This window comes from Aquibium pacificum, from assembly GCF_040839445.1.
GTDB classification, from domain to species: Bacteria; Pseudomonadota; Alphaproteobacteria; order Rhizobiales; family Rhizobiaceae; genus Aquibium; species Aquibium pacificus.
Genome location: NZ_JBDPGJ010000002.1, coordinates 1,094,028 through 1,110,348, shown reverse-complemented (window position 1 = coordinate 1,110,348; position 16,321 = coordinate 1,094,028). Strand labels below are relative to the sequence as shown.

The window sequence follows — 16,321 nt, the reverse complement described above, 5'->3', positions numbered from 1 at the left end:
CCTTCGCGTCGTCTCATTCGGCGAGGCGGTGCGGGGCGTCGTTGTCCTGGATCAATGCCCGGTAGCCGCTTGTTGCCTAGCAATGTAGGCAGCGAATGTGACCGTCGTGCAAGTGCGAGGCGGATGGAACCTGCGCTGGTCACCCGGCGCGGAACGACGCAAACAGAGGAAACGATCATGAGCTATTATTTCAGCAAGACCGTCGCGATGCCGTTCGACGACGCGGTCGAACACGTCACCAAAGCACTCGCGGACAAGGGTTTCGGAGTCCTCACCACCATCGACGTGAAGGCGACGATGAAGAACAAGCTCGGCGTCGAATCCAAGCCCTACAAGATCCTCGGTGCCTGCAATCCGCACCTCGCCTGGCGCGCCTTGCAGGCGGAGGACAAGATCGGGACCATGTTGCCCTGCAACGTCATCGTCACCGAACATGCGCCGGGCCAGGTGGAGATCGCCGCCGTCGATCCGGTCGAGTCCATGAAGGCGATCGACAACCCTTACCTGGGGGAGGTCGCGACCAAGGTCAGAAGCATGCTTTCCGACGTGGTCGACAGCCTCTGAGGCGATCGGCTGCCGTGGGCGCATCCAACGAGACCTTCCTGCGCAGGGCGTTGCTGCTGCTGGCGGTGGCGGGCCTTCTCGCGGGCTTTCTTCTCCCCGCGAGCGGCAGCGATCGGCTTCCTCCCGAACTTGTCTGGACCGCCGCGACGCTGCCGCTTGTCGTGACGCTCGCGGTCTCGATCGTGCGGGATTTCTGGATCGGCCGTTTCGGCGTGGATCTGATCGCCCTCCTCTCCATGTCGGCGGCGCTTCTGCTCGACCAGGCGCTCGCAGCGGTGGTGGTGGCGATCATGTATGCCGGCGGAAGCGTGCTCGAAAATTATGCCAGGGGCCGTGCCGAACGCAGCCTGAAGGCGCTGACCGACCGGTCGCCCCGGTTCGCACGGCGTCTCGAGGGCGAAAGGCTGGAGGAGATACCGGCCGAGGCCGTGCTCGTTGGCGACGAACTGCTCGTGCGGGCCGGCGAGGTGCTTCCCGTCGACGGCGTCCTTCTCGACGAGAGCGCATCGATCGACGCATCCGCCGTCACGGGCGAACCACTCCCCGAGCGGTGCCGGCGCAACGACGAGCTCTTCAGCGGCACCGTGAACGCGGGCGAGACCTTCCGGATGCGGGCGACCGCCATCTCGCGGGAAAGCACCTATGCCGGCATCGTCCGAATGGTCGAGGCCACCCAGACCGCCCAGGCTCCCTTCATGCGCATGGCGGACCGTTTCGCGCTCCTGCTTCTTCCGGCAACTCTCATCGTGGCCGCGCTCGCATGGCTGGGTTCCGGCGACCCGATCCGCGCGCTGGCCGTGCTGGTGGTCGCAACCCCCTGCCCGCTGATCCTCGCCGCCCCGGTGGCATTCATCGGCGGCGTCTCACGGGCGGCGCGCGCAGGAGCCCTGATGAAGGGAAGCTCAGCGCTGGAGGCGCTCGCCCAGGCGCGCACCGTCGTCTTCGACAAGACCGGGACCCTCACGCAAGGCGGCGCTGGACTGATCGAGATCGAGCCCGCACCCGGGCGGAGCGAGGAAGACATACTGCGGCTGCTTGGTTCTCTGGAACAAGCCTCCAGCAATGTCCTCGCCGTCGCGGCGGTCGAAGCCGCCAGATGCCGCGACCTGGTTCTGTCGCGGCCGAAGGACGTGAAGGAATACCGCGGCGCCGGCATACAGGGGATCGTGGACGGGGTTCTGCTGACCGCGGGCTCCCGAACGCTCGCTGGCGGTATCCAGCCTTTGCCGCTCTGGGCGGAAAGGACCGTCAAACGCTACGATGACCAGCCGGTGCTTACCGTATACCTGTCGGCGGAAGGGATGCTGATCGGCCTGTTCGTGTTCGGAGACGGGGCGCGGGCGGACGCCCTCGCCACCGTTGCTGCGCTTCGCAGGAACGGCATCGATCGGATCGTGATGCTGACGGGGGACGACAGGAACGTGGCGGAGCGTGTCGCCGGGCCTCTCGGCCTCGACCAGGTCCATGCCGGCGCAAGCCCCGCCCGCAAGGTGGAGGTCGTGCGCGAGGAGCGCTCGAAGGCTCCCACGCTGATGGTCGGCGACGGCATCAACGACGCGCCGGCACTGGCCGCCGCCACGGTCGGCATCGCCATGGGAGCGCGCGGCGCGACCGCATCTTCGCAGGCAGCCGACATCGTGATCCTGACCGACAGCCTGAGGCCCGTGGCCGAAGCGGTCACCATCGCCCGCCGCACGCGCGCGATCGCGTATCAGAGCGTCTTGGCCGGCCTCGGTCTTTCGGGCGTGGCAATGATCTTCGCCGCGCTCGGCTACATAGAACCCGTTGCTGGTGCCCTGCTGCAGGAGGGAATCGACGTTGCGGTGATCGTCAACGCGCTGCGGGCGCTGCGGGGCGGCACCGATCGGCAGCCGATCTTTGACGAGAATCAAGGACGAATTCGGTTGCCGGCGTAGGTTCCGTGACCATTTCCGAGGTAAGGACTGGACGATGAAGGCGAAGCAGCTTGCCCTGGGTATCGCGTTGGCGCTTGCGTCCAGCCCGGTCGGCGCGGGCGACTCGGAGAGCGCGTTCAGGGGCAGACGCATTGCCGAGGCGAACTGCGCCGACTGCCACGCCATCGCACAGTTCGACGTGAGCGCAAACCCGAAGGCACCGGCATTCAGGGACATTGGCAAACTGCGGCCGCTGGAGGCGCTTCGACGGGACTTGCGCGGCGCCCTGTTCCTGCGCCACGCGGTGATGCCGGATTTCGAACCCGATGCCACGCAGGCCGACGACCTCGTCACCTATATGAAGAGCATCCAGGATTGATCCCGGGCGAAAGGAGAAATGGAGATGCGTGGTGAAAGTCTGATCGTCTGCAGCCGTTGCGCGGGCGTGAACCGGATACCGGCGTCGCGCCGCGCGGAGGAGGCGAAGTGCGGCAAGTGCCATGCACCGCTGTTTTCGGGGCATCCCGAGGACGTGGACGCGACGACCTTCGAGCGCCAGATCGGCCGCAGCACAGTGCCGGTTCTCGTGGACGTGTGGGCACCGTGGTGCGGCCCCTGCCGCATGATGGCACCCGCCTTCGAAGCTGCGGCCCGTGAACTGGAGCCGCAGGTCCGGTTGATCAAGCTCAACTCCGATGCCGAACAGTCGGTCGCCGGCAACCTGGGTATCCGTGGCATACCGACGATGATCCTCTATCACGGCGGCAGGGAACTCGGCCGCACCTCTGGCGCGATGAACGCCTCCCAGATCGTCCGATGGACCCGCGACCGCCTGCCGATGGCGGACGCCTGACGCATCCGGGGCGATGGATCCCCTCATCCTGCGGCTCGGGCTGGCGCTGGCGATCGGTCTTCTGGTCGGCCTCGAACGCGGCTGGCGCGAGCGAGAGGCGCCGGACCGCAGCCGCACGGCGGGCATCCGGACCTATGGCATTTCGGGGCTCACCGGCGGCATCTTCGCGGCGCTCGCGCAGGAATTCGAAAGCAGCCTGATTCTCGCCGCGGGCTTTCTCGGCTATGGCGCCGTCCTTGCCTGGTTCAAGGCGCGCGAGGCGACCCATGACAAGGACTACAGCGTCACCGGGGTCGTGGCTGGGCTCGCCGTCTTCGCGCTCGGGGCTCTGGCGGTGGCCGGCGACTATGTCGCGGCGGCGGCCGGCGGTACCTTCCTTGCCGCCGTGCTGGCGAGCCGCGAGGTGCTTCACGGACTGCTGCGCCGCCTCACCTGGGTCGAGCTTCGGTCCGCGCTCGTCCTTGCCGTCATGACCGCGATCGTGCTTCCCATTCTGCCCGACCGCACCATCGACCCCTGGGGCGGGCTCAACCCGCGGGAGATCTGGTTCTTCACCGTACTCACGGCGGCCATTTCCTTCCTCGGTTATGCCGCGACGCGGATCTTCGGCGCGACCCGCGGCCTCCTCGTCAGCGCTCTCACGGGCGCGATCGTCTCGTCCACCGCGGTGACGCTGGCGCTCGGCCGGGCGGCGAAGGCGGAGGCAGGGACGGAGACCGGGCGCTATGCGGGGGCGGCCTGTTTCGCCGCCATGGTCTCGGTCCTGCGCGTCGCGGTCGTTACGCTGATCATAGAACCGGGCGTACTCGCCCACACGGGACTGCCGATCCTGGCCGCTGCCGCGATCTTCGCCGGGGCGGGCACGTTGCTCTTGACCCGCGAGGCAAGCGGGGCCGCGCTCGAACCCGCCAACCGCAATCCGTTCGACATCGGGCCCCTGCTTCTGTTTGCCATCCTCTTCGCGATCGTGTCCACCGCAAGCGCCGCTATTGCCGGGCTGATCGACGACCGGGGCCTGATCGCGGTTTCCGCGATTTCCGGTACGTTCGACGTCGACGTCGCGGTGCTCAGTTCGTTGCGACTCGCAAGACAGGCGGTTTCGCTGGAGACGGTGGCGATCGCGGTTCTCCTTGCGCTGGCGGCGAATGCGCTCGGCCGCCTCATCGTCGCCGCCGTGGCGGGCCCGGTTCGATACTGGATGCCGCTTGGGGTGGCGAGCATCGCGGCGGCCGCGGTCGGCTACGGAGCATTTCTTCTCACGCCCTATCTGGTCCGGGCACTCTTCCCGGCCGGCTGATCGGCGATTCTTGATTCCGATCAAGGCCCGGCTTTGCTCCCGCGCTAACAGTCGCGGCAGGAAAGGAAACCACCCATGACACAGTTGAAGGATCTCACCCCGAAGTTCCGCCACGTGCGCCTCCTGCTCGCGCGGGAAAAGGGACATCCGGACGGCGACCGCGAGGAAGGCTACGACATCCTCGTTCCTCTCGAAACCGAAGGCCACCTCGACCCCGCCGAATGGAAGAAGCACCAGGACGCCTGTCGGGTGAGGCATTTCCGCCATGGCGCGGACGACCGCATCGGCCGGCTCCGCCGCAAGCCGGGCGGCCAGTGGTACTTCGACTATGCCGAGGGCGACCGCGACGACGAGGTGGGCTTCCGGCTCGGCGAGGAACGTTTCGTGACCGGCGAATACATCTCCGTCAGCAGCGGCGGTGCCATGCACACCTATCGGGTGGCCCGCGTCGAGAAGCCCTAGCGCAGCCTAGGGCCACCGCCCGGAGCCGCCGACTGGGGCGGTTGCCGGGCCAGTGCCACCGATCTTCTCCGATACACCTGCCTTCTTCAGGGATCACCCGCTGGATCATTGACCACGCCGGGTGGAAGTTGCGAGTATTGGCAGATCGAGGAGTGGTTGCGCATTGATACCGGTCGTTAGTCTGCCTTTCGTCGAAGCGTCTCCCGAGGGAGTTCGCGGCAAAGCCGTGCGCGTGCACGGCGAGCCTGCGGCCGGACGGGTCCATGCACGGTAGCCCCGGCGCCGACACGGTGGAGCGTGACAGGTTCGGAACGCTCCTCCCCGAATGCCGCGGTGTGACCGCCTACGCCGTCGCGGCGGGCGCCGTACTGGCGCTCTTCGTGATCCGCTATCTGCTCCATGGGTTGCTGCAGCATGGCGCCGTCTTCGCGCCGTTCGTTCCGGCAATTCTGATCGCCTCCACCATCTGCGGTCTCGGCCCGGCACTCCTTTCGCTCGCGCTCTCGCTGGCCGGTGCCTGGTACTTCGGCTCGCTCGCCGGGACCATCGGCGCCACCGAGCTCGCCATCTACGCGGCGGTGGGTCTCGCGACGATCGCGATCGGCGAGGGCGTGCACCGCGCCCGCACCATCGCCGCCCGCACCCAGGCGATGCTGGAAGAGCGGGAGGCGCATCTGAAGTCGATCCTGGACACGGTGCTCGACGCCACCGTCGTCATCGAGAAGGACGGCACGATCGTGTCGTTCAACTCGGCTGCCGTCCGCCAGTTCGGCTACAGGTCCGACGAGGTGATCGGCCAGAACGTGCGCGTGCTGATGCCGGAACCCTATCGCGGCGAGCACGACGGCTACATGCATCGCTACCTCATGACCGGCGAGAGACGGATCATCGGCATCGACCGGGTCGTCGTCGGCCGGAGGAAGGACGGATCGACGTTCCCCATGAAGCTCGCGGTCGGCGAGATGAAGGCCAAGGACAGGCTCTACTTCACCGGCTTCATCCGCGACCTGACCGAGCGGGAAGAATCGGAAGCCCGCCTCCAGGAGGTGCAGGGCGAACTCGCGCGGCTGGCACGTCTGAACGAACTGGGCGAGATGGCCTCGACGCTGGCGCACGAACTGAACCAGCCGCTCTCGGCGATCGCCAATTATGCGCAAGGTTGCAGCCGGCTGCTGCGCAATGTCGGGGACGAGACGGCCTCCCGCATGCGCGAGGCCCTGGAGGAGATCTCCCGGCAGTCGCTGCGCGCCGGACAGATCATCCGGCACCTGCGCGAATTCGTGATGCGCGGCGAGACGGAAAAGACCGCCGAAGACATCCGCAAGATGGTCGAGGAGGCCGGCGCGCTGGCGCTGGTCGGCTCGCGCGAACGCGGTGTCCGAACGGTCTTCGACTATCGTCCGGGGGCCGACATGGTGCTTGCGGACCGGGTCCAGATCCAGCAGGTGCTCATCAACCTGATGCGCAACGCGATGGAGGCCATGCGCGACAGCACGAGGCGCGAACTGACGATACGAACCTTGCCGGACGGGGACATGGCAGCCGTGGAGGTGTCGGACACCGGGCCAGGCATATCGGAGGAGATCGCGGCGCGGCTTTTCCAGCCCTTCGTCACGTCGAAGGCCGGCGGCATGGGCATCGGGCTTTCGATTTCGAAGCGAATCATAGAGTCCCATGGCGGCCGGATGGTGGCCAGCCGCAACGCCGACGGCGGAGCCACCTTCCGCTTCACCCTGCCGGCGATCCGAAGCGAGGCTACCGATGGAGAGAGGTGACTACATCGTCCACATCGTCGACGACGAGGAACCGGTGCGCAAGTCGCTGGCCTTCATGCTGACCGTTTCCGGCTTCGCGGTGCGGCTGCACGATTCGGCCACCGCCTTCCTCGCGGCCGCGCCGACGATCCGCAACGGATGCCTGGTGACGGACCTTCGCATGCCGGACATCAGCGGCGTCGACCTGATCCGGAAGCTGAAGGAACTTGCGGCCAGGATCCCGTCCATCGTGATCACCGGCCACGGGGACGTACCGATGGCCGTCGAAGCGATGAAAGCCGGTGCTCTCGACTTCATCGAGAAACCGTTCGAGGACGACACCCTGATCGCGGCAATCGAACGCGCCGCCCGGGAACTGGACCGGAACGCGGGCGACCAGGACATCCACGCGATCCTGGAGCGGCTCGCCCAACTCAGCGAGCGCGAGCGCGAGGTGCTGTCGGGGGTGGTGGCGGGCCACGCCAACAAGACGATCGCCTACGATCTCGACATCAGCCCCCGGACCGTCGAGGTGCATCGCGCCAACGTCATGGCCAAGATGGAGGCCCGCAGCCTGCCCGAACTGGTGCGGATTGCGCTCGCCGCAGGATTCGTATCGAAGTAGCCCGTCAGCGACGCCGGGTTTGATTTCGCGCAAGGCGTCTCTTTCACTGCAAGCGTACCCGAGAGCGTTATGGCCTGATCCTCCGGCCGCCGTCCTCGTTCGGGAGAATGTCCTTGCAGCCGCCCAAGACGATCCTTGTCGTCGTTCCCGGAGAGGAACTGCGCAAATCGATCGAGTTCACGCTCGAGGCGGAAGGATTCAAGGTCGATTCGCACAAGGGGTTCGAGACGGTTTTCGCAGCACCGCAAGCTGAAGACTTCTCCTGCGCGATCGTTGACGAGGACGCGATCGAAGGTGGCGAACAGAACCTCTCCCGGCTTGCGGAGATAGCCGGTTCCTCCCGTCCGGTGGTGGTGCTTCTGGACAGGATGGCGATGCTGCCTGGAAGCTTCGCCCTCAGGCAGCTGCCCAAGCCACTCCTCGGTCCCGCGCTCATAGAGGCGGTCTCCGCCGTGGTACCCGAGATCTCGGCTTCGATCCTCACTACGTAGTTATCCGTAGGGACATAACCGAATTTCGCCCGCGCGCGGATTGGGCGAGTTTCCTCCCGACACCAAGAACGGGAGCGACCGATGACGATACACACCTCCATGGAATTCCGTAGCGCCACTCTCCTCGGCACCGGCGCCGGAACGGGCTTCGAGGCGTTGCTGCCGGCATCGCCTTTGCAACCGGCGACGCTCTATTCCTCCGGTTCTGAAATCTACGCTCAGGGCGAGAAGGCGGGAGACCTCTATCAGGTCGAGTTCGGCGCGGTCCGCGTCTACCGCCTCCTGGCCGACGGACGCCGCCAGATCTCCGCCTTCCATCTTTCCGGCGAGGTCTTCGGCTTCGAGGCCGACAAGACGCACCACTTCTTCGCCGAGGCGATCGGCGCGACCGGCATCCGGGTGATGCGCCCGCACGCCGGCATCGACTTCTCGCGCGAACTCCTGCCGCTCGCCCTCCAGAGCCTCGTTCGGGCCCAGGAGCATCTTCTGGTGCTCGGCCGACAGAACGCCGCCGAACGCGTGGCGGCCTTCCTGCTCGACATGGCGGCCCGCCAGGGTGACCTGGAGGAGATCGACCTGCCGATGTCGCGCAGCGACATCGGCGACTATCTCGGCCTCACCATCGAGACCGTGTCACGCGTGTTCTCCAGGTTGAAGGAGAAGGGGATCGTGCGCCTTCCCGGCCTGCGCAAGGTGAAGATCGTCAGGATGCACACCCTTCGCGACATGAGCGAGTGACAGGAGGAACCCCCGCTTACGCCGTCGCCAGGAGCGCCATCACCCGCTCGGCCGAAGCCCGACCCGCCACGATGGCGCCTTCCACATATCCGGGAAAGCTGGGCGAGAGTTCCGAGAAGGCGAACTGGATGCGCGGGAGGCCGGCGCGCAACACGGTCTCGGCATCGGGGCAGCGACATTCGTGATCACGTCGCCATAGCCGCCATCCTCCGGTGCCATCCAGCCACGCAGGCTGAAGGCGTCGTGGGCGTGGGCCTCTGGCCCCAGTGCCGCGGCGAGCAGATCGGCAATGTCCATTCTCAGCTGCTCTTCCGACAGCCCCTTCATCCCCCGCGCGGCGGGTCCGCCGGCGAAGAAGGAGAGGGTCGGCCGGTCGTCGGCCGGGCTGCTGTCGCAGGCGAACAGCCCGGTCGGGGCGTGCCACATCACGACGCCGCTCCTTCCCGCCTCGCGCCAGAAGCGGCGGCGGTAGCGTATCACCGCCTTGACGACGCTGCCCGAGGACCAGGCTTCGAGCGCTCGGCGCAAATCCGGCGCAGGCGCAGGGCTGAAAGCGATCCGCGCCGCCGCCGTCGGCGGCACGGCAAGCACCACGGCGCGAGCCTCGAAGACCGACTGCCCGGACCGAACCACTACCGTCTCGCCGACATGCTCGACGCCCGCGGCCGCATGCCACAGCCGTATGTCGAGGCCAATGGAAAGGTCTTCGGCGAGCGAATGCATCGTCTCCACGATCTGGTACTGCAGCTCGGATTGCTCGTTGGTGATGCGCCGGTCGGTCTCGACGAGGTGCCAAAGCGGCATATCCTCCAGCGCATAGCACCAGAGGCCCTCGATCATTGAACGGAAGCCGGCTTTCAAAACCGCACTTTCCGGCTGCCTCGCCAGCCAGTCGGCGACGGTGAGGCCGGCGATCGCGGCGTCCGCGGGCTCGATTCCGTTCAGCCGATCGCGCAGTCCCACCACTCCCCGCCTGGTCGTGGCGAGTTCCCGCGACGGCAACGGCGGCTGCGCGACGTCCTCGCCCTCGAAGGAGGTCGTCGCCAGCGTCTTTCCGTAGCGACGCGCCAGGGCCATCACCTCCGGCATGTCGTCGCACAGGAACTGGCCACCCGTATCGAAGCGCTCGCCGAGCGCGTTCACCGCCGATTCCACGCGGCCACCGACGCGGCCGCGCGCCTCGAGCACGACCGTGCGCAGACCATTTTCCGCCAGCGCGCGTGCAGCCGAAAGACCGGCGAACCCAGCGCCGACGACGATCACGTCCGTCATCATGATTTCCCGTTCCGGTACGGCTTATCCACAGACGGGGATTTTGGCCAGCACCGACGGCAAGCGGCCGTTCCTACGTTTTGCGCGGCGCAGCATCGTTATGGCGTTCGCTTCCTTTTCGTCAGTCGGCGAATGTCATCGAAGTGAAACAAAACTGTTGTCCCGGCGTCGCACACGAACGATACTCCCATCCGCGGAATTCCCCTCCGCCAATGAAGACATCGGGAGTGAAACATGTCTCTTCGCACCACGACAGCGGCTTTGTCAGCCGGCTTTCTGATCTTTTCCGCCGTCCCTTCCCTAGCCGTAACGGACATTTCCTGGTGGCACGCCATGACGGGTGCCAATAACGAGGTCGTCGAGACCCTGTCGAAGGAGTTCAACGAGAGCCAGTCCGAATACAAGGTCACGCCCGTGTTCAAGGGCACCTATCCCGAGACACTGAACGCCGGCATCGCGGCGTTCCGCGCCAACCAGACTCCCCACATCATCCAGGTCTTCGACGTCGGTACCGGCGTGATGATGGCGGCCGAGGGTGCCGTGAAGCCGGTCGCCGAGATCCTGTCCATGGGCGGCGGCGAGTTCGACAAGAGCAAGTACCTGCCGGGCATCGTCGCATACTACTCCAAGCCCGACGGCACGATGCTCTCATTCCCCTACAACTCCTCCTCGCCGATCCTCTACTACAACAAGGACATCTTCGAGAAAGCCGGACTCGATGCGGCCAACCCGCCGAAGACCTGGCCGGAGGTGTTCGATGCCGCCCGCAAGATCAAGGAAAGCGGCGCGGCGGCGTGCGGCTACACGTCGACCTGGCTGACCTGGATCGGGCTCGAGAACTTCTCGGCGTGGAACAACCTGCAATACGCCACCAACGAGAACGGTCTGGCGAGCACCGACATCGAGCTGACGTTCAACACCGAGCCCTTCGTGCGGCACTTCCAGAACATCGCCGACCTGGCGAAGGAGGAAGTCTTCCGCTACGGCGGCCGCACCTCCGAGGCCAAGCAACTCTTCCTGTCGGGCGAATGCGGAATCCTCACGGAATCCTCCGGCGGCCTGGGCGACGTCGTGAAGTCGGGCATCAACTACGGCATCGGCCAGCTGCCCTACTATCCCGACCTCGAAGGCGCGCCGCAGAACACCATTCCCGGCGGCGCCAGCCTCTGGGTCTTCGCCGGCCATGACGATGCCGAGTATGAAGGCGTTTCGGCGTTCTTCCAGTTCCTCTCGCAGCCCGAGATCCAGCAGCGTCTCCACCAGGCGTCGGGATATCTCCCGGTGACCATGGAGGCCTACGAGGCGACGAAGGCTTCGGGCTTCTACGAGAAAAATCCGGGCCGCGAGACTCCGATCACGCAGATGATGGGCAAGGAGCCGACGGCGAACTCCAAGGGCATCCGCATCGTCAACATGCCGCAGGTCCGCGACATCGAGAACGAGGAGTTCGAGAAGATGCTCGCCGGCGAACAGACCGCGCAGCAGGCGCTCGACAACGCGGTGGAGCGCGGCAACGTGGCCATCCAGCAGGCGCTCGGCAACTAACAGAAGCCGGCATCCGATCCCTCCCCGCCCGCGCGTTCGAACCGCGCGGGCGGGCGTCGATTTTTTGCGAAGGATAGCCCGTGACGGCACGCGGCACGTTTCCCCACCGTCTGCTGCCCTACCTGCTCCTGGCGCCGCAGCTCGCCATCACGCTCGTGTTCTTCTACTGGCCGGCCGCGCAGGCGCTCTATCAGTCGTTGCTGCGCGAGGATCCGTTCGGGCTGAAGTCGCGTTTCGTTGGGCTTGCCAATTTCCGGCGCGTACTCAGCGAGCCGAGCTATCTCAACTCGCTCGAGGTGACCGTGATCTTCTCGGTCGCCACGGCCGTCAGCGCCATGGCGATCGCCCTCCTACTGGCGACCATGGCCGACCAGATCGTCAAAGGCCGCGGACTCTATCGCACCCTGATGATCTGGCCTTATGCCGTGGCGCCTGCGATCGCCGGGATGCTGTGGCTGTTCCTGTTCAACCCGACCATGGGAACCTTCGCCTACATGCTGCGCTCGACGGGCTACAACTGGGATCCGCTGCTCAACGGAAACCAGGCCATGGTCCTGATCATCGCGGCAGCCGCCTGGAAGCAGATCAGCTACAACTTCCTGTTCTTCGTGGCCGGGCTCCAGTCCATTCCGAGGACGCTCATCGAGGCTGCCGCGATCGACGGCGCCGGCGAGACGAAGCGCTTCTGGACCATCGTCTTTCCCCTGCTCGCGCCGATCACCTTCTTCCTGCTGGTCATCAACACCACCTATGCCTTCTTCGACACGTTCGGCATCATCCATGCCGTGACCGGCGGCGGACCCGGCAAGGCCACCGAGACGCTGGTCTACAAGGTCTACAACGATGGCTTCGTGAACCTGCAGCTCGGCAGTTCGGCGGCGCAATCCGTCATCCTGATGATCATCGTCATCGCGCTGACGGCCGTGCAGTTCCGCTACGTGGAAAAGAGGGTTCACTATGGCTGACGTCGGCCTGATCTTTCACGGCGGAAGGCTGGCGCCATGATCGGACAATCGCGCAGCCGCACCGTCGTGGCGCATCTGGTGATGATCGTCGGGATCCTCATCGTCGCCTTTCCGATCTACTACACCTTCGTCGCCTCGACGCTGACGCTGCGCGAGATCCTGCGGCCGCCATTGCCGCTGCTGCCGGGCGGCGAGTTCTTCCACAACTACTATGCCGCCCTGTTCGGCGGCATAGGGCGGATTGGCGGCGTGGGCGTCGACCGGCTGCTGATCAACAGCACCATCATGGCGCTGGGCATCGCGGTGGGGAAGATCGCGATCTCGATCCTGTCCGCCTACGCGATCGTCTTCTTCCGGTTTCCGCTCAGAATGTTCTTCTTCTGGACGATCTTCATCACGCTGATGCTGCCGGTCGAGGTGCGCATCCTGCCGACCTACAAGGTGATGGTCGACCTGAACCTGATCGACACCTATACCGGGCTCATCCTGCCGCTGATCGCCTCGGCGACCGCGACGCTCTTGTTCCGGCAGTTCTTCATGACGATCCCCGCCGAGCTACTGGAGGCAGCGCGCGTGGATGGGGCGGGTCCGTGGCGCTTCTTCAAGGACATCCTGCTTCCCCTGTCGCGGACCAACATCGCGGCGCTGTTCGTGATCCTCTTCATCTACGGATGGACGCAATATCTGTGGCCGCTGCTGGTGACCAACAGCAACGACATGAACACGATCGTCATCGGACTGCGCAAGATGATCTCCTTTGCCGACGCCGATACCGAATGGCACCTGGTGATGGTGACCTGCATGCTGGCCATCCTTCCGCCGGTCCTGGTCGTGGTGCTCATGCAGCGCTGGTTCGTGCGCGGCCTCGTCGAAACCGAGAAGTGATCGGAAAGAATGGCAACCGTCGAACTGAAGAACGTCAGGAAAACCTATCCTGGAGGCTTCGAGGCCGTCAAAGGCGTTTCGATCGATATTGCCGACGGAGCGCTGTGCGTGCTGGTCGGGCCGTCCGGCTGCGGGAAGTCGACGCTGCTCAGGATGATCGCGGGACTGGAGACGATCACCGCCGGCGACATCTCGATCGACGGCAAGGTGGTGAACGCCATCGGCCCGGCCGAACGCGACATCGCCATGGTGTTCCAGAACTACGCGCTCTATCCGCACATGAAGGTCTACGACAACATGGCCTACGGCTTGCGCAACCGCGGCATGGCCCGGGACGAGATCGACAGGCGGGTGAACGAGACGGCGAAGATCCTCGAACTGTCGAACCTCCTGCAGCGGCGCCCCCGCGAACTCTCCGGCGGCCAGCGCCAGCGCGTCGCCATGGGGCGGGCGATCGTGCGCAGCCCCAAGGTGTTCCTGTTTGACGAGCCGCTGTCTAACCTCGACGCCAAGCTGCGCGGCCAGATGCGGGTGGAAATCAAGAACCTCCAGAGGTCGCTCGGCGTGACATCCGTCTACGTCACGCACGACCAGCTGGAGGCGATGACGCTGGCCGACAAGCTCGTGGTCATGAATGCCGGCATGGTCGAACAGGTTGGTGCGCCGCTCGACGTCTACGAGAAGCCGGCGAGCACGTTCGTGGCGAGCTTCATCGGAGCGCCGCCGATGAACCTGCTCCCGGTGACGGTCAATTCGTCAGGATTCTCGTTCGCGGACGGCTCCGCTGTGGCCGGAAACGGTTTTGCAGGAAGCAAGGCGGCGCAGATCGGTTTCCGACCGGAGGACGTCGCGATCGGCCAGGGCGATGGCTGCCTGTTGCTGGACTTCCAGACCATCGCGGTGGAGCCGGTGGGAGCAGAAAGCTTCCTGCACGGCAACGCGGCGGGAAGCCCAGTGATCGTGCGCGTCTCAGGCCGCGCGAGCGCCAGGCCGGGCGACAGCATCCCGATCTCCGTGCCGGAGGCGAAGCTCCACACCTTCGACGCGGCAGGCAAGAGGATCGAGCCATCGCACACGTGATGCGACGGCCCGCTACGGGCGCCGGCCGCGATCCGCCCCCGCAAAGACCGGCAGCGGCGCCCGCGAAAGATCAGTAGCCGGCTTTGATCTTCTCGAACTCGGCGATCATCCGGAGCTTGAGCTCCGGCGGCAGCGGCGACTGGAACAACGTCTTGTCGACGAACTTGTCGACACTCGCATAGCCCTTCTCCTCAAGCACTTCGGGATCGACGGCGGCCATGGACTTGGCGTTGCCGTGGCCGTAGCCCCAGTCGTTGACGAGGTACTTGGCGACTTCCGGGTCGGCGTTGACGGCGCTCAGGTAGTCATAGGCCTTGTCCAGGCTGCCGGGCGCATCCTTCAAGAGAACGTAGCCGCAGACCCAGGTGGTCACGCCTTCCTCGGTTTCCTTGTTCATGGCCACGGGCTTGCCGTCAAGCTGGAGTTGGGTCGCAGCGTCGTTCCAGGCCCAGGCGAGGTCCACCTCGCCGCCGCCCATCGCCTGGACAATCTCGGTGTTGTCGGTCCAGTACATGCGCACGTTCTTGTGCACCTCGCGCAGGAAGTCCGACGCCTGCTTGAACTGCTCGTCCGTCATCTGCGTCCAGTCCTTGAGCCCGATGGCGAGCGAGGCCAGCGCGTAGGCGTCGTCGACATTGTCGGGAAGAGAGACGCGGTCCTGGAACCTGGGATCGGCGAATGCCTTGAGGCTGCCGACGTCCTCGAGCGCGACCTTCTCGGTATTGTAGGTGAGGGAAGTGTTGCCCCAGTCCCACGGCATGAACCACGCCTTGCCGTCCTCGGTGGTCGCAAGATCCTTCATCGACATCAGACCGGGCAGCAGATCGTCCCAACCTTCGATCCGGGACGTGTCGAGCGGCTGCAACAGGCCCGCCTCGCGCCACTTCGACACGCTCTGCGAGCATGGATGCGACAGATCCGCCTTGAAGCCGGAGCGCAGCTTCTCGAACGCCTCGTCCTCGTCGCCGAAGAAGGTGAAGGTCGGGGAATCGCCGTGCTTCTCGGTGTAGCGCGGATGGAAGGCGGGGTCCTCGTAGCCGGACCAGTCGAAGATGACGAGTTCGCCATCGGCCGCGAGGGCCGGTCCGATCAGCGGCAGCGTCAGGACACCGGCGAGCGCCAGCGCCGAGGAATGTCTCAATCGTTCCCTGAAAGTCTTCATGATGCATGCTCCCATTTTTCGTTTGCTCTTCATGCTGGCTTGATCTTCCCTCCGGCTTCGCGCGCGAAATGTTTCGGGAAGGTGGCGGAAAGCATCTCGGCAGCCGCCGCAAAGGCGGTTTCGCGGGAAACCTCTTCGGTGCCCATCATCAGGCGAAGCCAGAGCCCCTCCAGCATCGCGTTGATGGCAAGCGCGGTGGCGCGCGGCTCGATGGCGTAGTTCCCCTGGTCGCGCAGCCGCGTGCAGATGTCGACGAGCACGTTCTGGTAGGTCTGGTCGCGCGAGCCACAGAGCGCCTGATAGGTGGGGCGGGACTTCGCCTCGCCCCAGAAGGCGCACCAGGCGGCGAGTTTTCGTCTGCTGCACACGGCGCGGTCGAAATCCGCCGCGCAGAGCGCCCAGAGCTGGCGCGCCGGGTCGTCGCCGGCCTTGTCGAACGCCGCGCGCCAGTGCGCCGCGTATTCCTCCGCCATGAACTGGAGCGTGGCGACCAGCAGCTTTTCCTTGCTCTCGAAATGGAAGTTGACGATGCCGCGCGACAGCCCGGCTCCATCGGCGACATCGGCCAGCGTGGTCTCCGCGTAGCCGCGCCTGGCGAGCGAATCGATCGTGGCGTCGATCAACTGCTGCCTGCGGACCTCCTTCGAGGCCTTGCGGCCCTTCTTCTCGGCATCGGGCCGGCGGTCCCTGACCGTCGTGTCGGGCATGATTGCGTCACTCTCCATGGGTGCGA

Annotated in this window: 17 protein-coding genes; 14 read left to right on the top strand and 3 right to left on the bottom strand. The window is 65.6% G+C overall.

Annotated features, from left to right (window positions below; genetic code table 11):
• Positions 1 to 177 precede the first annotated feature (177 nt).
• The 10 genes from ABGN05_RS11785 to ABGN05_RS11740 all read left to right on the top strand — a co-directional run bounded on the left by ABGN05_RS11785 (position 178) and on the right by ABGN05_RS11740 (position 8,679).
• Positions 178 to 564 carry a DUF302 domain-containing protein gene (locus ABGN05_RS11785; RefSeq protein ID WP_367954197.1) on the top strand — a complete coding sequence of 129 codons (387 nt, stop codon included), beginning with the start codon at positions 178 to 180 and terminating at the stop codon, positions 562 to 564.
• 14 nt (positions 565 to 578) lie between these two features.
• Complete coding sequence (locus ABGN05_RS11780) at positions 579 to 2,480, top strand: heavy metal translocating P-type ATPase (RefSeq protein ID WP_367954196.1); 1,902 nt, start codon at positions 579 to 581, stop codon at positions 2,478 to 2,480.
• A gap of 34 nt (positions 2,481 to 2,514) precedes the next feature.
• Positions 2,515 to 2,838 (top strand): c-type cytochrome, encoded by a 324-nt coding sequence (locus ABGN05_RS11775; protein ID WP_367954195.1) that lies wholly within the window; start codon positions 2,515 to 2,517, stop codon positions 2,836 to 2,838.
• Positions 2,839 to 2,862: 24 nt separating this feature from the next.
• Positions 2,863 to 3,312 carry a thioredoxin TrxC gene (gene trxC / locus ABGN05_RS11770; protein WP_367954194.1) on the top strand — a complete coding sequence of 150 codons (450 nt, stop codon included), beginning with the start codon at positions 2,863 to 2,865 and terminating at the stop codon, positions 3,310 to 3,312.
• 13 nt (positions 3,313 to 3,325) lie between these two features.
• Entirely contained in the window at positions 3,326 to 4,609 is a 1,284-nt protein-coding gene (locus ABGN05_RS11765; RefSeq protein ID WP_367954193.1) for an MgtC/SapB family protein, read from the top strand.
• Positions 4,610 to 4,684: 75 nt separating this feature from the next.
• Positions 4,685 to 5,071: a hypothetical protein gene (locus tag ABGN05_RS11760; protein WP_367954192.1), complete on the top strand. Its 387-nt coding sequence runs from the start codon at positions 4,685 to 4,687 to the stop codon at positions 5,069 to 5,071.
• Between the two features lie 263 nt (positions 5,072 to 5,334).
• On the top strand, positions 5,335 to 6,846 hold the full coding sequence (locus tag ABGN05_RS11755) for a sensor histidine kinase (RefSeq protein WP_367954191.1): 1,512 nt from the start codon (positions 5,335 to 5,337) through the stop codon (positions 6,844 to 6,846).
• Entirely contained in the window at positions 6,833 to 7,450 is a 618-nt protein-coding gene (fixJ, locus tag ABGN05_RS11750; RefSeq protein WP_367954190.1) for a response regulator FixJ, read from the top strand. Before ABGN05_RS11755 ends, fixJ begins: the two co-directional genes overlap by 14 nt.
• 113 nt (positions 7,451 to 7,563) lie before the next feature.
• Positions 7,564 to 7,941, top strand: coding sequence for a hypothetical protein (locus tag ABGN05_RS11745; RefSeq protein WP_367954189.1), 378 nt, complete (start codon positions 7,564 to 7,566; stop codon positions 7,939 to 7,941).
• 81 nt (positions 7,942 to 8,022) lie between these two features.
• A complete protein-coding gene (locus ABGN05_RS11740; protein WP_367954188.1) occupies positions 8,023 to 8,679 on the top strand; it encodes a helix-turn-helix domain-containing protein in 657 nt (218 codons plus the stop codon).
• Between the two features lie 39 nt (positions 8,680 to 8,718).
• On the opposite strand, the gene ABGN05_RS11735 is transcribed toward ABGN05_RS11740, so the two are convergent.
• Complete coding sequence (locus ABGN05_RS11735; RefSeq protein WP_367954187.1) at positions 8,719 to 9,954, bottom strand: flavin monoamine oxidase family protein; 1,236 nt, start codon at positions 9,952 to 9,954, stop codon at positions 8,719 to 8,721.
• A gap of 231 nt (positions 9,955 to 10,185) precedes the next feature.
• Here ABGN05_RS11735 and ugpB point away from each other — a divergent pair, with 231 nt between their 5' ends.
• From ugpB to ABGN05_RS11715, 4 genes are all read left to right on the top strand, one after another.
• A complete protein-coding gene (gene ugpB / locus ABGN05_RS11730; RefSeq protein WP_367954186.1) occupies positions 10,186 to 11,496 on the top strand; it encodes a sn-glycerol-3-phosphate ABC transporter substrate-binding protein UgpB in 1,311 nt (436 codons plus the stop codon).
• Positions 11,497 to 11,576: 80 nt separating this feature from the next.
• A complete protein-coding gene (gene ugpA / locus ABGN05_RS11725; RefSeq protein ID WP_367954185.1) occupies positions 11,577 to 12,461 on the top strand; it encodes a sn-glycerol-3-phosphate ABC transporter permease UgpA in 885 nt (294 codons plus the stop codon).
• Positions 12,462 to 12,497: 36 nt separating this feature from the next.
• Complete coding sequence (gene ugpE, locus ABGN05_RS11720) at positions 12,498 to 13,346, top strand: sn-glycerol-3-phosphate ABC transporter permease UgpE (protein WP_367954184.1); 849 nt, start codon at positions 12,498 to 12,500, stop codon at positions 13,344 to 13,346.
• A gap of 9 nt (positions 13,347 to 13,355) precedes the next feature.
• Positions 13,356 to 14,426: a sn-glycerol-3-phosphate import ATP-binding protein UgpC gene (locus ABGN05_RS11715; RefSeq protein ID WP_367954183.1), complete on the top strand. Its 1,071-nt coding sequence runs from the start codon at positions 13,356 to 13,358 to the stop codon at positions 14,424 to 14,426.
• A 70-nt stretch (positions 14,427 to 14,496) separates the two neighbouring features.
• Here the strand turns inward: ABGN05_RS11715 and ABGN05_RS11710 are convergent, their stop codons facing one another.
• Both ABGN05_RS11710 and ABGN05_RS11705 read right to left on the bottom strand, forming a co-directional pair.
• Positions 14,497 to 15,588, bottom strand: coding sequence for an ABC transporter substrate-binding protein (locus ABGN05_RS11710; RefSeq protein WP_367954182.1), 1,092 nt, complete (start codon positions 15,586 to 15,588; stop codon positions 14,497 to 14,499).
• A 29-nt stretch (positions 15,589 to 15,617) separates the two neighbouring features.
• Entirely contained in the window at positions 15,618 to 16,313 is a 696-nt protein-coding gene (locus ABGN05_RS11705; protein ID WP_367954367.1) for a TetR family transcriptional regulator C-terminal domain-containing protein, read from the bottom strand.
• Positions 16,314 to 16,321: the final 8 nt, after the last annotated feature.